Raw genomic sequence first — 14066 nt, 5'->3', positions numbered from 1 at the left:
CGCGCCACAGATTGGAACTGTTACGATTATTCCGCCCGATATTGCCCCGGCGGTCACCGTACCGATATAATGCCAAGTGAAAAAGGTGCCCTGTGCCCGCTTCCGGCCTTGCCAGGAAGCGTGTGGCGGGGCCGGAGTTGCGGATCGACCTTGTCTCTCCCTTCGGGGGAAAGGCGGTAACGATGGTTCGGAAGACGAGATGAGCGAAGTTTTTCGCCCCCAGAACGTAGCCTTCTCCCGCATGGTGGTGGAAGAGGACGGTCCCGTGCTGCCGGTCGCCAAGCTGCGTGACGGCGCGGGCCGCACCGGCTGCCCGTTCCACGATGTGCGCCACATGCTGCGCGATGTCGGCCTGCGCCCCACCCGCCAGCGCCTCGCGCTCGGCTGGCTGCTCTTCGCCAAGGGCGACCGTCACGTCTCGGCGGAAATCCTGCATGAAGAGGCGATCAAGGCGCGCTTCCCGGTGTCGCTGGCCACGGTCTACAACACGCTGCACCAGTTCACCGAGGTGGGCCTGCTGCGCGAATTGGCGGTGGATGGCTCGAAGACCTATTTCGACACCAACCCGTCGGACCACCATCACTTCTTCCTCGAAGGCGAGAACAACCTCGTCGACATTCCCAGCGCCTCGGTCGAGGTGGAGCGGATTCCCGAACCGCCGGAAGGCTATGAGGTCGCGCGTGTGGACGTGGTGGTGCGCCTGCGCCCCAAGCGGCGCTCCTGATCCACAGCATTCCGCGCAATGTTCAAGGCCGGTCGCTCGACCGGCCTTTTTCGTTTTTGGTGGCTGTGCCGCCTCACGCCCGGAGGAAGGCGGCGAGTTCGCGGAGCGCGGTTTTCACCGGCGCGTCGCCAGCACGGGCGACCAGCATGACGGTCGCGGCCGGCAGAACGGGTAGTTTCAGCGCCGGGCCGATCTCGACGCTGCCCGCCGGCGCGAGATGGGCCGCCATGGGCGCGACGGCAAGCCCCGCCGCCACCGCCGCAGCGACCGAGGACACACTGCCGCCCGTGAAGGCTTCGCGCCAGCCGATACCAGCCGAATCGAGCGCGGCGATGGCGGCCGCACGCACGCCGCAGGGCGCCGCCAGCAGGGCGAGCGGCAGGTGGCCGTCATCGGCGTGCCAGCCGGGGCCGGCAAACCAGCCATAGCGATCCTGCCGCAGCATCTGACCGTCGCGCCGGTCGCCCTCGCGCCGTACCACCACGGCGTCGAGATCGCCGGCGTCGAAGGCATCCAGCAGGAGCCGCGAAAAGCCCATGCGGATGTCGAAGACGAGGCCGGGACTCGCCGCCGCCAGCCGCCGCAACAGGCCGGGCAGCGTGTCGCCGGTGACGTGATCGCTGATGCCCAGTCGTAGACGCCGCGACGGCGCCGCGTCCCACAGCCGCGCGTCGCGATCCGCCGCCAGCAGGCGGCGCGCCCGCTCCAGGAAGGCCGACCCATCCGCGGTGAGCCGGACCAGACGCGGCGTGCGTTCCAGCAGGGTGCGGCCGAGCCGGTCTTCCAGCTTGCGCAGCTTCAGACTCACCCCGGCCTGCGTGACACCCAGCGCCTCCGCCGCGCGGGTGAAGCTGGACAGTTCGGCGACATGGACAAAAGCGCGAACCAGTTCGAGGTCGAGGGGCCGCTCAGTCATGATGATATGTTATCACTGATATATTCAATGATATCATTTTATCATGCATCTCGACGCGCTACGAGTCTCCGCACAATGTTGCCAGGAGACGCGCCATGCCGATGATCCAGATAAAGTACGCCACCGCCGCTCCCGCCGCCGGGCTGGACGCCGCCCTCGCCGCTCGCGCGTCGCAGCTCGCGCAGCAGCGGCTCGGCAAGGACCCGGCACTCACCGCGGTGCTGGTGCAGCGCGCCGACCCGGAGCAGTGGTTCTGCGCGGGACGCAGCCTCGCCGACGCCGGCCTGTCCGGCTTCTGGCTCGATATCCGCGTGACCGAGGGGACAAACACCAAGGACGAGAAGGCGGCCTTCATCGCCGAGATCTTCGCCGCCTTCGGCGACATGCTCGGGCCCCTTCACGCGGAAAGCTATGTGCATGTGGTGGAAGCGCGCGGCGACGCCTATGGCTATGCCGGCCTCACCCAGGAACAGCGCTACATCGCCGCCCGGCCGTAAGGGCGAAAACCGAGCCCCATTCCGGTGAACCCGTGTTCGCCGGAAAGGCCCTGCGGCCCCACGTGCCCTCACTCGGCCAGCTGATAGGTGATCGGCAGCCAGCGATACCCCTCGCCCCGCCGCTCGACATAGCCGAGCGAGGGGAAGGAGGTGTGATAGGCCGCCACCAGCACGCGGTCCGTCGCGACCATGTCGTAGATTTTCCGCCGCGTGGCGGCGCCCGCTTCCTTGTCCTGGTCGAACAGCGCGTGCCAGTCCGGCCGCGCCAGCGAGGCCACCTCATGGTGGGCGCAGTCGCCCCACACCAGCAGGCGCTTGCCCCCGCTTTCGACATGGAAGGCGAGATGCCCGGGCGTGTGCCCATGCGCCGCCACCGCGCGAATGCCGGGCAGCACCTCACCGTCCGCCGCGAGGAAACGCGTCTTGTCGGCCAGCGGCAGAACATGCGAGCGAAACACGACGGCGGAGCCGTATTCGTTGCTTTCCTTCGGCGCCGCCAGCGGCTTGTCGCTCTTCCAGAAATCGAATTCGGTGGCACCGATGACATAGCGGGCGTTCGGGAAGGTCGGCTTGCCCTCGTTCATCAAGCCACCGACATGGTCGGGATGGGCGTGGGTGATCACCACTACGTCCACCTGCTCGGGAGCATAGCCTGCCGCGACGAGCGATTTCATCAGCTGGCCGCCCGCAGGGGGCGGGACGAAGCCATCGGCGCCATTGCCGGCATCGAACAGCACCAGTTCGCGGCCCGTGTTGACCAGCGTGGGCGAGAAGCCGGGGCGGAAGCGTTTTTCCGGCAGCAGGTTCGCCGCCATCAGCGATTCGACCTCTCCCGCCAACCGGTCCTCGCCGACGATGGGCCATGGCCCGTCGATCATGACGCTGGCGTCGAGCAGGCTGGTCACCTCGAAGCTACCGAGCCGGAAGCGCTGGAAGCTGGGTGTCGAGGGCCCAAGCTCCGGCGCGGCGGCGCGCCCCGGCGTGGCCCGCAGCAGCGCCGGGGCGGCAACGAGGCCGAGGGCGGCGGCGAGCGTCTGGCGACGCGACAAGGCGAGCCCTTGGCGGGCGGGGGGCGTGGAAAGGCTGGGCATGGGCGTCCTCCGGGCCGGCTTCGCGGCGGGCCTTTTTTGATGTTCAAATGGCCGCGTCGGGCGCGCAGCGTTGAGGAGGCTACCCATGGCCCCGCCGGATCGCTTGTATGAACGTGCGCCGCCCGCCCCTGCCCGGCTGGCGGCCGGGCCGCTCTGGCATCTCGACACGACGCGCACCTGCTTCATCGGGCCGCTCACCTACAACGCCCCGCACCAGCACGGCGCGCCGGTGTTTCTCGCTGGCATCTATGGCGATTTCGCTCTGCGGCTCGCGGGCGGCGATTGGCGGCGGGCACGCACGGCGATGATCCCGGCCGGGATGGTGCATGAGCTCGACGTCGGCGGGCAGCCAATCGGCGTGCTGTACATCGAGCCCTCGCTGGCGGGACCCGCCTGCCTGGCGGCGCTGACCGGCAACGCGGAAGAAAGCGGCGGCGCCCTTCTGGGAGCCGCTGGCGAATGCGCGCCGCTACGCGCGCTCTGGGAGGATGCCGACAGCGCCGACTGGGCCGGCGAGGCGCTGGACGATTTTCTCGGCTTCGGCGTGCGACGGGCGCGGCGCCCGCTCGACCCGCGCATCGCGCGCATCATGGCCTCGCTCGACGAAGCGGATGACTGGCCCGGCGTCGCCGACGCCTGTGCACGGGTGGGACTGTCCGCGCATCATTTCCAGCATCTGTTCACGCGGGAGGTCGGCGTGCCCTATCGCCGCTACCGGGCGTGGCGGCGCCTGCGGCTGGCGATCGGGGCCGTCGCGAGCGGCAGCCGCCTGACGGCCGCTGCGCACGAGGCAGGCTTCTGTGACCAGGCCCATTTCACCCGCGCTTTCCGCCACACCTTCGGCGCGCCGCCCTCCTGGAGCCTGAGCGGCGTGCGGATGTCGGGCGATCCGGCGCGGCAGCGCACGGCCGCGCCGATATCGGAACAGCCGGCGCGTTGATCCGCAGCGCCGGCTCGAGCGTTTTCGAGCGAAGTGGATACCGGTTCGCGTGAAGAAAACGCGCCAAAACAAAGAATTAGATCATTTCACTGTTTCCGTTAAACGGTGAAATGATCCAAGGCGAGCTCACGCCTCTTCCATCGCTTCCAGCTCGCCGATCATGCGCTCGATGAGGCCGAGACCGGTCTGCCAGAAGGCGGAATCGCGGGCGTCGAGGCCGAAGGGCTTGAGCAGTTCCGAGTGATGCTTGGTGCCACCCGCCGCCAGCATGGCGAGATAGCGCTCGGCGAAGCCCTCCTGGGCGTTCTCATAGACCGCGTAGAGCGAGTTCACCAGGCAGTCGCCGAAGGCATAGGCGTAGACATAGAACGGCGAATGGATGAAGTGGCCGATATAGACCCAGTAATTTTCATAACCGGGTCCGAGATGGATGGCCTCGCCCAGGCTCTCCGACTGAACTTCCATCCAGATGGCGCAGATGCGTTCGGCGGTCAGCTCGCCATTCTTGCGCTCGGTGTGGATGCGGCGCTCGAAGGTGTAGAAGGCGATCTGCCGCACCACCGTGTTGATCATGTCCTCCACCTTCGAGGCCAGCATCGCCTTGCGGGCGCGCGCATCCGGCGCCGCCGCCAGCAGGCGGCGGAAGGTGAGCATTTCGCCGAACACCGAGGCGGTCTCCGCCAGGGTGAGCGGGGTCGGTGCCATCAGCGCACCGTTCGGCGCCGCCAGCACCTGGTGCACGCCATGGCCCAGTTCATGGGCGAGCGTCATCACGTCGCGCGGCTTGCCCATATAGTTGAGCAGCACATAGGGGTGGGCGGAGGGCACGGTGGGGTGGGCGAAGGCGCCCGTGGCCTTGCCCGGGCGCACCCCGGCGTCGATCCAGCTCTTGTCGAAGAAGTCGCGGGCGATGTCGGCCATGCGCGGGGAGAAGGTGGAATAGGCGCCGAGCACGGTATCGCGCGCCTCGTCCCAGCCGATAGGACGCGTCTCCACCTTGGGCAGCGGCGCGTTGCGGTCCCAATATTCCAGCTTCTCCTTGCCGAACCACTTGGCCTTCAGCTTGTAATAGCGATGGGCCAGGCGCGGATAGGCGGCGTGGACCGAGGACACCAGCGCGTCGACCACTTCGCGCTCGACGCGGTTGGCGAGATGGCGGGAATCCGCGATGTCCTCGAAGCCGCGCCAGCGGTCGGAGATTTCCTTGTCCTTGGCCAGCGTATTGGTGATGAGGGTGAACAGCCGCAGATTATCGCCGAACACCTTGGCCAGCGCCTCGGCGCCCATGCGGCGCTTTTCCTCTTCCGGCTCGGCGAGGAAGTTCAGCGTCTGCTCCAGCGGCAGGCTCTCGCCGCCGACCTCGAAGCGCAGCCCGGCGATGGTCTCATCAAACAGCCGGTTCCAGGCGCCACGGCCGGTGACGCCCTTTTCATGGAACAGATGCTCGATGCGGTCTTCCAGCTGGTAGGGCTTCTCCGCCCGCACATCCTCGATCCACGGCCGGTACTTGGCGAAGGCCGGGTCGGCGAGCGCCGATTCCATCTTGGCATCGTCGAGCCGGTTCAGCTCCAGCGTGAAGAACAGCAGATGCGTCGATGCGTCGGTGAGCTTTTCCTGCACGTCGCCATAGAATTTGGCCCGCACGGGATCGGTCGTGTCGCCGGAATAGACGAGGCCGGCATAGGAATAGAGCCGGCCGAGCCGGTCCTCGATTTTCTCGTAGCGGGCGATGATCAGCGCCATCTGTCCGCCGGCATCCGCGCCGTCGAGCACCTCAGCCAGCTTGCCCTTATAGGCTTCCTCGAAAACCGCCGACTCGGTGGCGACCGCGGCGAGGTCGGCCGCGAGTTCGGGCGAATCCATCGCCGGATAGAGATCCGACAGGTCCCATTGCGGGAGGGAGCCAAGGGCGGCGGCGGACGCCTCCGGCGAACGGGGCGCGAAGGCGAAGGAATCGAAACGGCGCTGCATGGTCACTCCGGCGGGTAAGGCGAGGTGGCAGTGATATCGTGTGCCTTGGCGGGCTATCAACCATCCCGTTGCGAATTGGCAGCGCCGCCAAGGCGCGGCATTCTCTCCTGAACCTGCGCGCCCCGAGGAAGAAATGCGACCGCTGCTCCGAATTCTCGCCTGCCTGACCCTGCTCACCACTCTCGGTACCGCCTTGGCCGAGGCGGCGCCCCGCCGGATCGTGATCGTGCGGCATGGCGAGAAACACACGGCGCTGACCCTCTGCGGCCTCGGGAAGGAACGCGCACAGGCGCTGGCGGCGCAATATCTGAGCCCGACCAGTCCGATGAGCCTGATCCGCAACGACCCGCCCGCCGCCATCCTCGCCATGACGCTGCACACGGTGGAGACCGCCCGGCCCATTGCCCGTGCCTGGGACATGCCCCTCACCGCGCCGCCGATCGGCTATGTGCCGATCCGCAACAATCGCTACTTCAATTCGAAGCTGAACGTGGTCAACCGCGACGTGGCGCGCGATCTGCTGACGAATCCGCGCTGGCACGGAAAGACGGTGGTGATGGTGTGGGAGCATTTCCACATCGCCAGCGCGGCGCTGGAGACTGAGTTCGCCGGCGAGCAAGTGACGCTGCGCCAGCTGCTGCATCTCGACCAAGTGAAGGGGGTCAAGGGCGGCGTGCCGAAGACCTGGCCGGACAGCAACTACAATTTCTTCTGGATCCTCACCTATGACCGGCCGGAAGATACCGTGCCCAGCCGGTTCGAGGTGGTGCGGCAGTATTTCGCCGAGCCCTATGCCAATTTGCCGTCCAATGACTGGGGGGCGCCGGAGCCCCGGCCGGCGAACAGCGGCTGCTCCTAGGAGCAATTCCCGCAAAAATGCGTAGCGGTTTTGCGGTAGGAATTGCGTATAATCATGAAATTAGGGCCATTCCGCCGAATGTGAATTCGGCGGAATGGCCCTGACAAAAAAAGAGCGCCACGGGGGCGCTCAGTTTAGGTCCATTTGGGATCGGCACGGTCAGTCGAAAGTGCGCTTCATCTTCTGCCAGGGCGAATTCTTGCCCTCGTAGAGCGGGCCGAAGAACGCACGCGTCTTGGACTGGCCTTCCGTCTGGCGCACCTGCTGCTTGCGCACGCGCTCATGCTCGCGCACCTGGGTGCGGTCGGGGTTGTCGCCGAAACGCGCCGTGTCGCGGGGACCGACCGACGTGGCACTGGCAGGCACCGCCGCGAAAACAAGGCCAGCAGCCACCAGAGCGGCAACGCCGACCGAACTCATCCGAGTTTTCGTCATGTTGACCTCCTCAAGAAACGATGTTCTGGCCGGACAACACGCAGCCTCGAAAATAGTTTCCAATAGAGGCGGCGACGATCGACAAATTGCTCGTCGCGCGACACACCCCGACGCGCGGGGAACCTGTCGCGCGTCCGGCCGTTGTTCGCCGACTCCACGGAGGACGCCATGGTGATCACTTCTTCCACCGCCGCCGCCTTCACCCCGCCCCTGCGCCTTAAGGACGAGGCCGAAGGGTTGGTGATCCGCACGCTCGACGAGGCGCTGGTCTTCGCCGAACACAACCCGCATCCCGAAGGCGACTATGAGGGGATGATCCGCCGCCTGCAGGGCGCCCATCGCGAGGAAGACCTGATCGAGGCCGCGAACGCCTTCCGCTGGTGGTGCGAGGCCAATGGGCTGCTGGACGAAAGCGTCGGCTGAGCGGCCCGCGCGAGGCAGAAAATGACAGCGCCCCGGCGCTCCGTGACGGAGGCCGGGGCGCTTTCGTGAGGGACACCCGATTTTGCGTCCGCTGTCCCTACTGGCCGAGCAGCCGCACCACGGCGATGTTCTTGCTGCCATCCTTGGCGGTGGTGACCCCACCGACGACGATGAGCGCATCGGCCTCCATCACCACGCCGCTCGCCATGTCGTCGCCATCGCCGAGCGAGAGGTTGACGATGCCGTTCGGCGTGCCGTCATTGGCGGTGCCGAAGGCCTCGTCCAGTTCGCCCTTCGGATTGTAGCGCAGCACCGCGATGTTGGTGCTGTTGCCCTCCTGGTGATAGCCGGCGACGACGATGTTCCCGTTCTTGTCCATCGTCACATCGGTCGCGTAGTCGTTGCCGGCGCCGAGCGACGTGGCAACGAAACCGTTGGGCGTGCCGTCTTCGGAGACGCCGAAGGCCTCGTCCAGCGACCCGTCGGCGTTGAGGCGGGCGACGATGACATTGGTGCTGCCGTCCTTGGTGACGGAGTCGCCGGCGACAACGATCTTGCCATCGGCGGTGAGCGCCACCGCATTCGCTTCGTCCGAGCCTTCGCCCAGCGTGTAGCTGGCGACGCCGTCCGGCGTGCCGTCATTGGCCTTGCCGAAGGTGGGGTCCAGCGTGCCATCGGCGGTGAAGCGCAGCACGGCGATGTTGGTGTTGCCCTTCGGCCCATGGGTGCCAACGACGACGATCTTGCCGTCCTGAGCCACGGCGAGGTCTTCGCCGACATCATTGCCGTCGCCGAGCGAGACAGCCGTGAAGCCGTCCGGGGTGCCGTCGCGGCCACCGACGCCGAACTTGGCGTCCGCCGTCCCATCCGCGTTCAAGCGGCCAATGACGATATTGGACGTGCCGTCCTTGGCGACCGTGGCGCCGGCGATAACGATCTTGCCATCGGCGGTCAGGCCCACCGCGTTGGCGATGTCGTTGCCATCGCCCAGCGAGATGTTGACCACGCCATCCGGCGTGCCGTCATTAGCCTTGCCGAAGCTGGAGTCGAGCGTGCCGTCGGTGTTGAGCCGCAGCACGGCAATGTTGGTGCTGGCGCCTTCCTGATGATAGCCCGCCACCACGATCTTGCCGTCGCCCTGCACCGCCACGTCGGTGGCAAAGTCATCGCCGTCACCGAGCGAGAGGCTGACCACGCCGTCCGGCGTGCCATCATTGGCCTTGCCGAAGCTGGCATCCAGCGCGCCGTCCTTGGCGTAGCGCAGCACGACGATGTCGTTGCTCTTGCCATTGTTGCGGTTGCCGACGACGACGACCTTGCCGTCCGGCGTGGTGGCGATCCCGTTGGCGATGTCGTCGCCTTCACCCAGCGAGGTGCTGGAGACGCCGTCCGGCGTGCCATCGGCCGTGCCGGCCCCGAAGCTCTTATCCAGCGAACCCGGGCCGGTCGCGTCAGCCGCGAAGGCGCCGCCAAAGCCCGCCGCCCCCCACGCCAGCGCCACCGCAATCGCCAACGCCGCGCAGCCGCTGCGCGCCTTTACCCAATTCAGACGAGTCATGATGTCTTCTCAGCCCCATATCGGAATGACTATTATGATACCGCCAACATGCCGGACTCACCCCTTTCATGGGGCTTGCCGATCATACAGCCGGTAGGCTCAGCGGCCGCTCACCGATGATGCAAAGCCTTGCGGACAGGCGGATGACACCCACCGCGCCGCGACCATCGCTGATGCGCCCGCCAGTTCCGCACACGGTGTTTTGGTACTCCCTGCTCACGCGGGGCGACAAGCTTTGGTGAGCGGCGGCCGGCGGAAAGCTGTTCCAAAATGGGGGTGAAATTCCCTCCAGAATGGACGCACTTTTCACGCGCGTGACGTAAGGCAATCGCACGCGACTTATCGCCGTTGCGCGGCGCAGCGGTCCTACGAGCGGGGCGATGGGCAGAAGAAGCGGCGCGGAGGGAGGCGCAATCCATTCGCGCGGCAGCGGGACTCGGCAAACCGACGGCAGGAGTGAGCCGGGCCGTTCTGGGCTGTCAGTGTCTGGCGAGAAGGAATGGTGGGCGCGACAGGGATTGAACCTGTGACCCCCTCGATGTCAACGAGGTGCTCTCCCGCTGAGCTACGCGCCCATTCCGTGGTCTCTTGCGAGCGGGGCTCCCCTATAACCAGAAGCCCGGCTTGGTGCAAGCGGGGAATGGTGGCTGTGGATGACGCCACCCTTCCCCACCGATCGGGCGAGCGTCAGGCCGCCAGCATCTTGCCGACTTCGTTGACGAGATCGCGAAGATGGAAGGGCTTGGAAAGCACCTTCGCATCTTTCGGCGCCTGGCTGTCGGCATTGAGCGCGACGGCGGCGAATCCGGTGATGAACATCACCTTGATATCCGGGTCGAGATCGGTGGCGCGGCGGGCGAGTTCGATTCCGTCCATCTCCGGCATGACGATGTCGGTGAGGAGAAGCTCGAACGGCTCCTCGCGCAGCCGGTCATAGGCGGAGCGGCCATTGTCGAAGTCGGCGACCTCATAGCCGGCATTCTGCAGCGCCTTCACCAGAAAGCGGCGCATGTCATTATCGTCTTCGGCGAGCAGGATCTTGAGCATCCCGGGCATCCTGATTGTCCTGAGGCGGCCATGGCGAGCATCGGGCGAACCGACACGCGCACCGCGCCGCGTACACGTTCTCCTTGGGTACTCCAGCGCCCCTTAGCACATCGTGAACGCGCCCCCCTTTCCCTCGCGCGGACGTGTGCGCAAAAACCGGCGCGCCCGCGCGCGGGCGCATTCCGCCCCGCCATGCGCCATGTTAGAGACGGAGCCTAGGCCCGCGCGCGGTGGGGCCGGAAGCGGATTGAGGAATGATGGCCGTCATTGCCGAGACGATCGACCCCGCCTTCGAGATCGTCCAGCCGGCCGCGCTTCGTGCCCCGTTCCTGTTCAATTCGCCCCATAGCGGCATCGTCTATCCCCGCGCCTTCGTCAGCCAGTCGCGGCTCGATCTGCCGGTGCTGCGCCGCTCGGAGGACAGCTTCGTCGACCGTCTGTTCGCCGAGGTGACCCGATTCGGCATGGGCTTCATGCGGGCGCATTTCCCGCGCTGCTATCTCGACGTGAATCGCGAGCCCTATGAGCTGGACCCCCGCATGTTCGAGGGTCGCCTGCCTGCTTACGCCAATACGCGCTCCATGCGGGTGGCCGGCGGGCTCGGCACCATCGCCCGCATCGTCGGCGAGGCGCAGGAAATCTATGGCCGGCGCATTCCGGTGGACGAGGCGATCGCCCGCATCGAATCGCTCTACAAGCCCTATCACCGCTCGCTGCGGCAACTGATGGCGCAGATGCAGCGCAGCTTCGGCGTCGCCGTTCTGGTGGATTGCCACTCCATGCCGTCCGGCTGCCAGCGGGACGGGCGCATCGACATCGTGCTCGGCGACCGCTACGGCACGAGCTGCGCCGGCATCATTCCCGACACGATCGAAGCCGAGTTGCGCCGGCGCGGCTACAGCGTTGTGCGCAACAAGCCTTATGCCGGCGGCTTCATCACCGAGCATTACGGCAACCCGGCCTCCGGGATGCATGCGGTGCAGATCGAGATCAACCGCGCGCTCTATATGCGCGAGGCGACCTACGAACCCTCCGAGAATTTCGAGATCGTGCAGAACGATCTACTCGAAGTCGCGCTCGCGCTGACCGAGATACCGCATCTCGACCTCGCGCCCCTGCGCACCGCGGCGGAATAACCCTTATTTTTCAATTCACTGATGAGACGTTTCAAATTTTTGATGGGGCGACGTAAAAAACCTCATCGCAGAGCCTTGCATTTTAAACATGCGAGCTATACCAATTCTGCACGCTCGGTTCCGGGCTGAAATCCACCACCGATTGTTCGGTCAAAGCCGCTGAAAAAGCGGGGGGAAAGGTCGGTCCGAAAGGACAGAGGGCTCTCCCAGAGAGACCACGGAACCGCGACGGGATGACCGGCAAGATGGCAGAAGCCACGGCAGGCGTCTTCGTCCGGCGCAAAAGAAAGAGGCCGCTTACGCAGCGCGCAAGCGGCCCAAGTCTAGGGAGGAAACGCCCAAGGAGGGCTGCACGGAGCGACGCCAATCGCTGCGTGCGAGTGCAAGATGTAGGTGCATTGCGGAATAATCAAGGCAAGCCCCGTCAGTTTCTGGCATACCAAATACGGTGACGTGAGCGGTGTGACATTAATACCGCAATTCGCCGTATCAATTTACCTTTCAGGAGCGCTTGGCGCCCTGCCGGGCGTTGACGGAGCCGACCGGGGGGTCGCGGCACGTCAGCGCCCGCTTCCGTTTTGAGGCCCGGCGCACGGCTGGTGATACGGAGTAGCGGAATCACCCACCGGGCGGTCTTTCCGGCTTCCCGCTTGGCTCAAGGCCGTCAGCCAGGAGCAGCCCTGCGCGACCTCCTCTTCCCCGCCCGTGACCTGCGAGACGACGTGTCGCGGAGCCGTCGCCACATTGCGCGCGGCCGGGGGAGACCCGGATGCCCGATCCCGTCGAATGCTCGGGGCAGACGGGCTATGCGACAGGAAGAGGGGTGCCCTCATCAGGTTGCGGCTCCACTGCCATCAAGAGAGAGACGTTGAGGCCGGGATTGCCGCCGTGCTCGGCCGGTATGAAGGTGAGCCTCATCGCACACCTGCCCTGCCCCGTTCACCACGGCGGGACTGCGCGGGCGCTGAAAAGAAAGAGGCCGCTTACGCAGCGCGCAAGCGGCCCAAGTCTAGGGAGGAAACGCCCAAGGAGGGCGGCGGCAGCGTGACGCCAATCACGCCGCCGCAACGCAATAAACATAGACCTGCGACGCCGCCGTGACAACGGCGAAACGAAAGAAACGAAACTGGCAATTGGTCGCAGGCGCTCAAATGATGACAATCGCGCACTCAGCGCGCCTGGCGCCGGAATCGGCACGCGGTGCTTTTGAGCACCGCCTGTCATCGCCCTGAACACGGCCTCGGACGCGAGGACCCACCCCATGCGGATCTGCACGGCGCGCCCTGGTCGCCGAAAATGTGATTTATTTTCAGGAAGATGGCGGAAAAGAAAGGGGCCGCTCACGTTGCCGGAGCGGCCCAAGTCTAGGGAGGAAACGCCCAAGGAGGGCGGCGGTAAGGCGACGCCAATCGCTCTACCGCGCTGCAATAATATGGCAGGTTCGCTTCTCCGGTGCAACGACGGAATTGCCCATTTCTTGACCCTGCCGGAATGGCAGCCATGCGCTTGGCGCGGAGCAAAATTGAGGGACGCCCCTCAGTTCGCGCAGGGGTCGCGGCGGCATCCGCCCCCCGCGCCACGCATAGGGCAATTGCCGATCCCTGCGCTGCCCGGTAGGAAGTGAGGAGCGCCGGACGGAACGGGCCGGAAGGGCAGCAGCAGGGGCAGGATAAGATGGGCGCGGTGGATTTCGAGAGCTTCGTCGACGAACTCGCCACCGTGTCCGGGCAGGCCATCCTGCCCTTCTTCCGCACCGCCCTGGGTGTCGAGGACAAGAGCCGCGGCGCGGTGTTCGATCCCGTCACTGCCGCCGACCGCGCCGCCGAGCAGGCGATGCGGACCCTCATCCGCCGCACCTTTCCCAGCCATGGCGTGCGCGGCGAGGAGTTTCCCGATGAGGGCCTCGATGCCGATTATGTCTGGGTGCTCGACCCCATCGACGGCACAAAGTCCTTCATCAGCGGCATGCCAGCCTGGGGCACGCTGATCGGCTTGTGCCGGCAGGGCGAGCCGGTCTTTGGCATGATGCACCAGCCCTTCATCCGCGAGCGCTTCACCGGCGACGGCGCGCAGGCGCGCTATCGCGGCCCGGCCGGCGACCGCCGGCTTACCGTCCGCTCCTGCGCCTCCCTGGGCGAGGCCGTCATGATGACCACGAGCCCGCTGCTGATGGAGGAAGGCAACCGCGCCCTCTACACGGAAGTCGAGAAGCGCGTGCGGCTGCCGCGCTATGGCGGCGACTGCTATGCCTATTGCATGCTGGCCGCCGGCCATGTCGATCTCGTCATCGAGACCAATCTGAACGATTTTGACATTCTCCCCCTCACCCCGATCGTTCAGGGCGCGGGCGGCATCGTCACCAATTGGGAGGGCGGCTCGGACCTCTCCGGCGGACGCGTCGTCGCCTCGGGCGACCGCCGCCTGCATGAAGAAGCGCTGAGCGTGCTCAACCGCGGCTGAGCTTCTGCA

At 66.1% G+C, this 14066-nt stretch carries 13 protein-coding genes and 1 tRNA gene; 7 read left to right on the top strand and 7 right to left on the bottom strand.

All coding sequences use genetic code 11. From position 1 onward, the window contains the following. The first annotated feature begins 199 nt into the window (after window positions 1-199). Complete coding sequence (gene irrA / locus ACO07Z_RS18055) at window positions 200-724, top strand: iron response transcriptional regulator IrrA (RefSeq protein WP_279613732.1); 525 nt, start codon at window positions 200-202, stop codon at window positions 722-724. A 73-nt stretch (window positions 725-797) separates the two neighbouring features. On the opposite strand, the gene ACO07Z_RS18050 is transcribed toward irrA, so the two are convergent. Next, window positions 798-1640 carry a LysR family transcriptional regulator gene (locus ACO07Z_RS18050; RefSeq protein ID WP_421699966.1) on the bottom strand — a complete coding sequence of 281 codons (843 nt, stop codon included), beginning with the start codon at window positions 1638-1640 and terminating at the stop codon, window positions 798-800. A gap of 95 nt (window positions 1641-1735) precedes the next feature. Here ACO07Z_RS18050 and ACO07Z_RS18045 point away from each other — a divergent pair, with 95 nt between their 5' ends. Further along, window positions 1736-2137 carry a tautomerase family protein gene (locus tag ACO07Z_RS18045; RefSeq protein ID WP_421699965.1) on the top strand — a complete coding sequence of 134 codons (402 nt, stop codon included), beginning with the start codon at window positions 1736-1738 and terminating at the stop codon, window positions 2135-2137. Window positions 2138-2205: 68 nt separating this feature from the next. On the opposite strand, the gene ACO07Z_RS18040 is transcribed toward ACO07Z_RS18045, so the two are convergent. Further along, complete coding sequence (locus tag ACO07Z_RS18040) at window positions 2206-3228, bottom strand: MBL fold metallo-hydrolase (protein WP_421699964.1); 1023 nt, start codon at window positions 3226-3228, stop codon at window positions 2206-2208. A gap of 85 nt (window positions 3229-3313) precedes the next feature. Here ACO07Z_RS18040 and ACO07Z_RS18035 point away from each other — a divergent pair, with 85 nt between their 5' ends. Then, entirely contained in the window at window positions 3314-4168 is an 855-nt protein-coding gene (locus ACO07Z_RS18035; RefSeq protein ID WP_421699963.1) for a helix-turn-helix domain-containing protein, read from the top strand. Between the two features lie 126 nt (window positions 4169-4294). Here ACO07Z_RS18035 and ACO07Z_RS18030 read toward each other — a convergent pair whose 3' ends face one another. After that, complete coding sequence (locus ACO07Z_RS18030) at window positions 4295-6139, bottom strand: M3 family oligoendopeptidase (protein ID WP_421699962.1); 1845 nt, start codon at window positions 6137-6139, stop codon at window positions 4295-4297. Window positions 6140-6272: 133 nt separating this feature from the next. On the opposite strand from ACO07Z_RS18030, the gene ACO07Z_RS18025 reads away from it, so the two are divergent. Then, complete coding sequence (locus tag ACO07Z_RS18025; RefSeq protein ID WP_421699961.1) at window positions 6273-6998, top strand: histidine phosphatase family protein; 726 nt, start codon at window positions 6273-6275, stop codon at window positions 6996-6998. Window positions 6999-7157: 159 nt separating this feature from the next. Here the strand turns inward: ACO07Z_RS18025 and ACO07Z_RS18020 are convergent, their stop codons facing one another. Next, complete coding sequence (locus ACO07Z_RS18020) at window positions 7158-7433, bottom strand: hypothetical protein (protein WP_421699960.1); 276 nt, start codon at window positions 7431-7433, stop codon at window positions 7158-7160. A 168-nt stretch (window positions 7434-7601) separates the two neighbouring features. On the opposite strand from ACO07Z_RS18020, the gene ACO07Z_RS18015 reads away from it, so the two are divergent. Continuing rightward, window positions 7602-7856, top strand: a complete 255-nt coding sequence (locus ACO07Z_RS18015) for a hypothetical protein (protein ID WP_421699959.1) — start codon at window positions 7602-7604, stop codon at window positions 7854-7856. Between the two features lie 97 nt (window positions 7857-7953). On the opposite strand, the gene ACO07Z_RS18010 is transcribed toward ACO07Z_RS18015, so the two are convergent. The 3 genes from ACO07Z_RS18010 to cpdR all read right to left on the bottom strand — a co-directional run bounded on the left by ACO07Z_RS18010 (window position 7954) and on the right by cpdR (window position 10461). Then, window positions 7954-9414: a hypothetical protein gene (locus ACO07Z_RS18010; RefSeq protein ID WP_421699958.1), complete on the bottom strand. Its 1461-nt coding sequence runs from the start codon at window positions 9412-9414 to the stop codon at window positions 7954-7956. Between the two features lie 500 nt (window positions 9415-9914). Next, window positions 9915-9989 (bottom strand) — tRNA-Val (locus ACO07Z_RS18005). Window positions 9990-10101: 112 nt separating this feature from the next. Beyond that, entirely contained in the window at window positions 10102-10461 is a 360-nt protein-coding gene (cpdR, locus tag ACO07Z_RS18000; protein WP_244450848.1) for a cell cycle two-component system response regulator CpdR, read from the bottom strand. Window positions 10462-10715: 254 nt separating this feature from the next. Between cpdR and ACO07Z_RS17995 the strand changes: the two genes are divergently transcribed. Both ACO07Z_RS17995 and hisN read left to right on the top strand, forming a co-directional pair. Continuing rightward, window positions 10716-11597, top strand: a complete 882-nt coding sequence (locus tag ACO07Z_RS17995) for an N-formylglutamate amidohydrolase (RefSeq protein WP_307021132.1) — start codon at window positions 10716-10718, stop codon at window positions 11595-11597. A 1674-nt stretch (window positions 11598-13271) separates the two neighbouring features. Beyond that, window positions 13272-14057: a histidinol-phosphatase gene (hisN, locus tag ACO07Z_RS17990; protein ID WP_421699957.1), complete on the top strand. Its 786-nt coding sequence runs from the start codon at window positions 13272-13274 to the stop codon at window positions 14055-14057. The last annotated feature ends 9 nt before the right edge of the window (window positions 14058-14066 follow it).

This window comes from Ancylobacter sp. (assembly GCF_965229075.1).
In the GTDB taxonomy this organism is placed as follows: Bacteria; Pseudomonadota; Alphaproteobacteria; order Rhizobiales; family Xanthobacteraceae; genus Ancylobacter.
This window is presented reverse-complemented; position numbering and strand designations above follow the sequence as displayed.

Bases quoted from the DNA above. Each gene is read 5' to 3' on its own strand.
- ACO07Z_RS18045 (WP_421699965.1), top strand. From the start codon at position 1,736: ATGCCGATGATCCAGATAAAGTACGCCACCGCCGCTCCCGCCGCCGGG.
- ACO07Z_RS18035 (WP_421699963.1), top strand. From the start codon at position 3,314: ATGGCCCCGCCGGATCGCTTGTATGAACGTGCGCCGCCCGCCCCTGCC.
- ACO07Z_RS18040 (WP_421699964.1), bottom strand. From the start codon at position 3,228: ATGCCCAGCCTTTCCACGCCCCCCGCCCGCCAAGGGCTCGCCTTGTCG.
- ACO07Z_RS18050 (WP_421699966.1), bottom strand. From the start codon at position 1,640: ATGACTGAGCGGCCCCTCGACCTCGAACTGGTTCGCGCTTTTGTCCAT.
- ACO07Z_RS18010 (WP_421699958.1), bottom strand. From the start codon at position 9,414: ATGACTCGTCTGAATTGGGTAAAGGCGCGCAGCGGCTGCGCGGCGTTG.
- hisN (WP_421699957.1), top strand. From the start codon at position 13,272: ATGGGCGCGGTGGATTTCGAGAGCTTCGTCGACGAACTCGCCACCGTG.
- ACO07Z_RS17995 (WP_307021132.1), top strand. From the start codon at position 10,716: ATGATGGCCGTCATTGCCGAGACGATCGACCCCGCCTTCGAGATCGTC.
- ACO07Z_RS18025 (WP_421699961.1), top strand. From the start codon at position 6,273: ATGCGACCGCTGCTCCGAATTCTCGCCTGCCTGACCCTGCTCACCACT.
- cpdR (WP_244450848.1), bottom strand. From the start codon at position 10,461: ATGCTCAAGATCCTGCTCGCCGAAGACGATAATGACATGCGCCGCTTT.
- irrA (WP_279613732.1), top strand. From the start codon at position 200: ATGAGCGAAGTTTTTCGCCCCCAGAACGTAGCCTTCTCCCGCATGGTG.
- ACO07Z_RS18030 (WP_421699962.1), bottom strand. From the start codon at position 6,139: ATGCAGCGCCGTTTCGATTCCTTCGCCTTCGCGCCCCGTTCGCCGGAG.
- ACO07Z_RS18015 (WP_421699959.1), top strand. From the start codon at position 7,602: ATGGTGATCACTTCTTCCACCGCCGCCGCCTTCACCCCGCCCCTGCGC.
- ACO07Z_RS18020 (WP_421699960.1), bottom strand. From the start codon at position 7,433: ATGACGAAAACTCGGATGAGTTCGGTCGGCGTTGCCGCTCTGGTGGCT.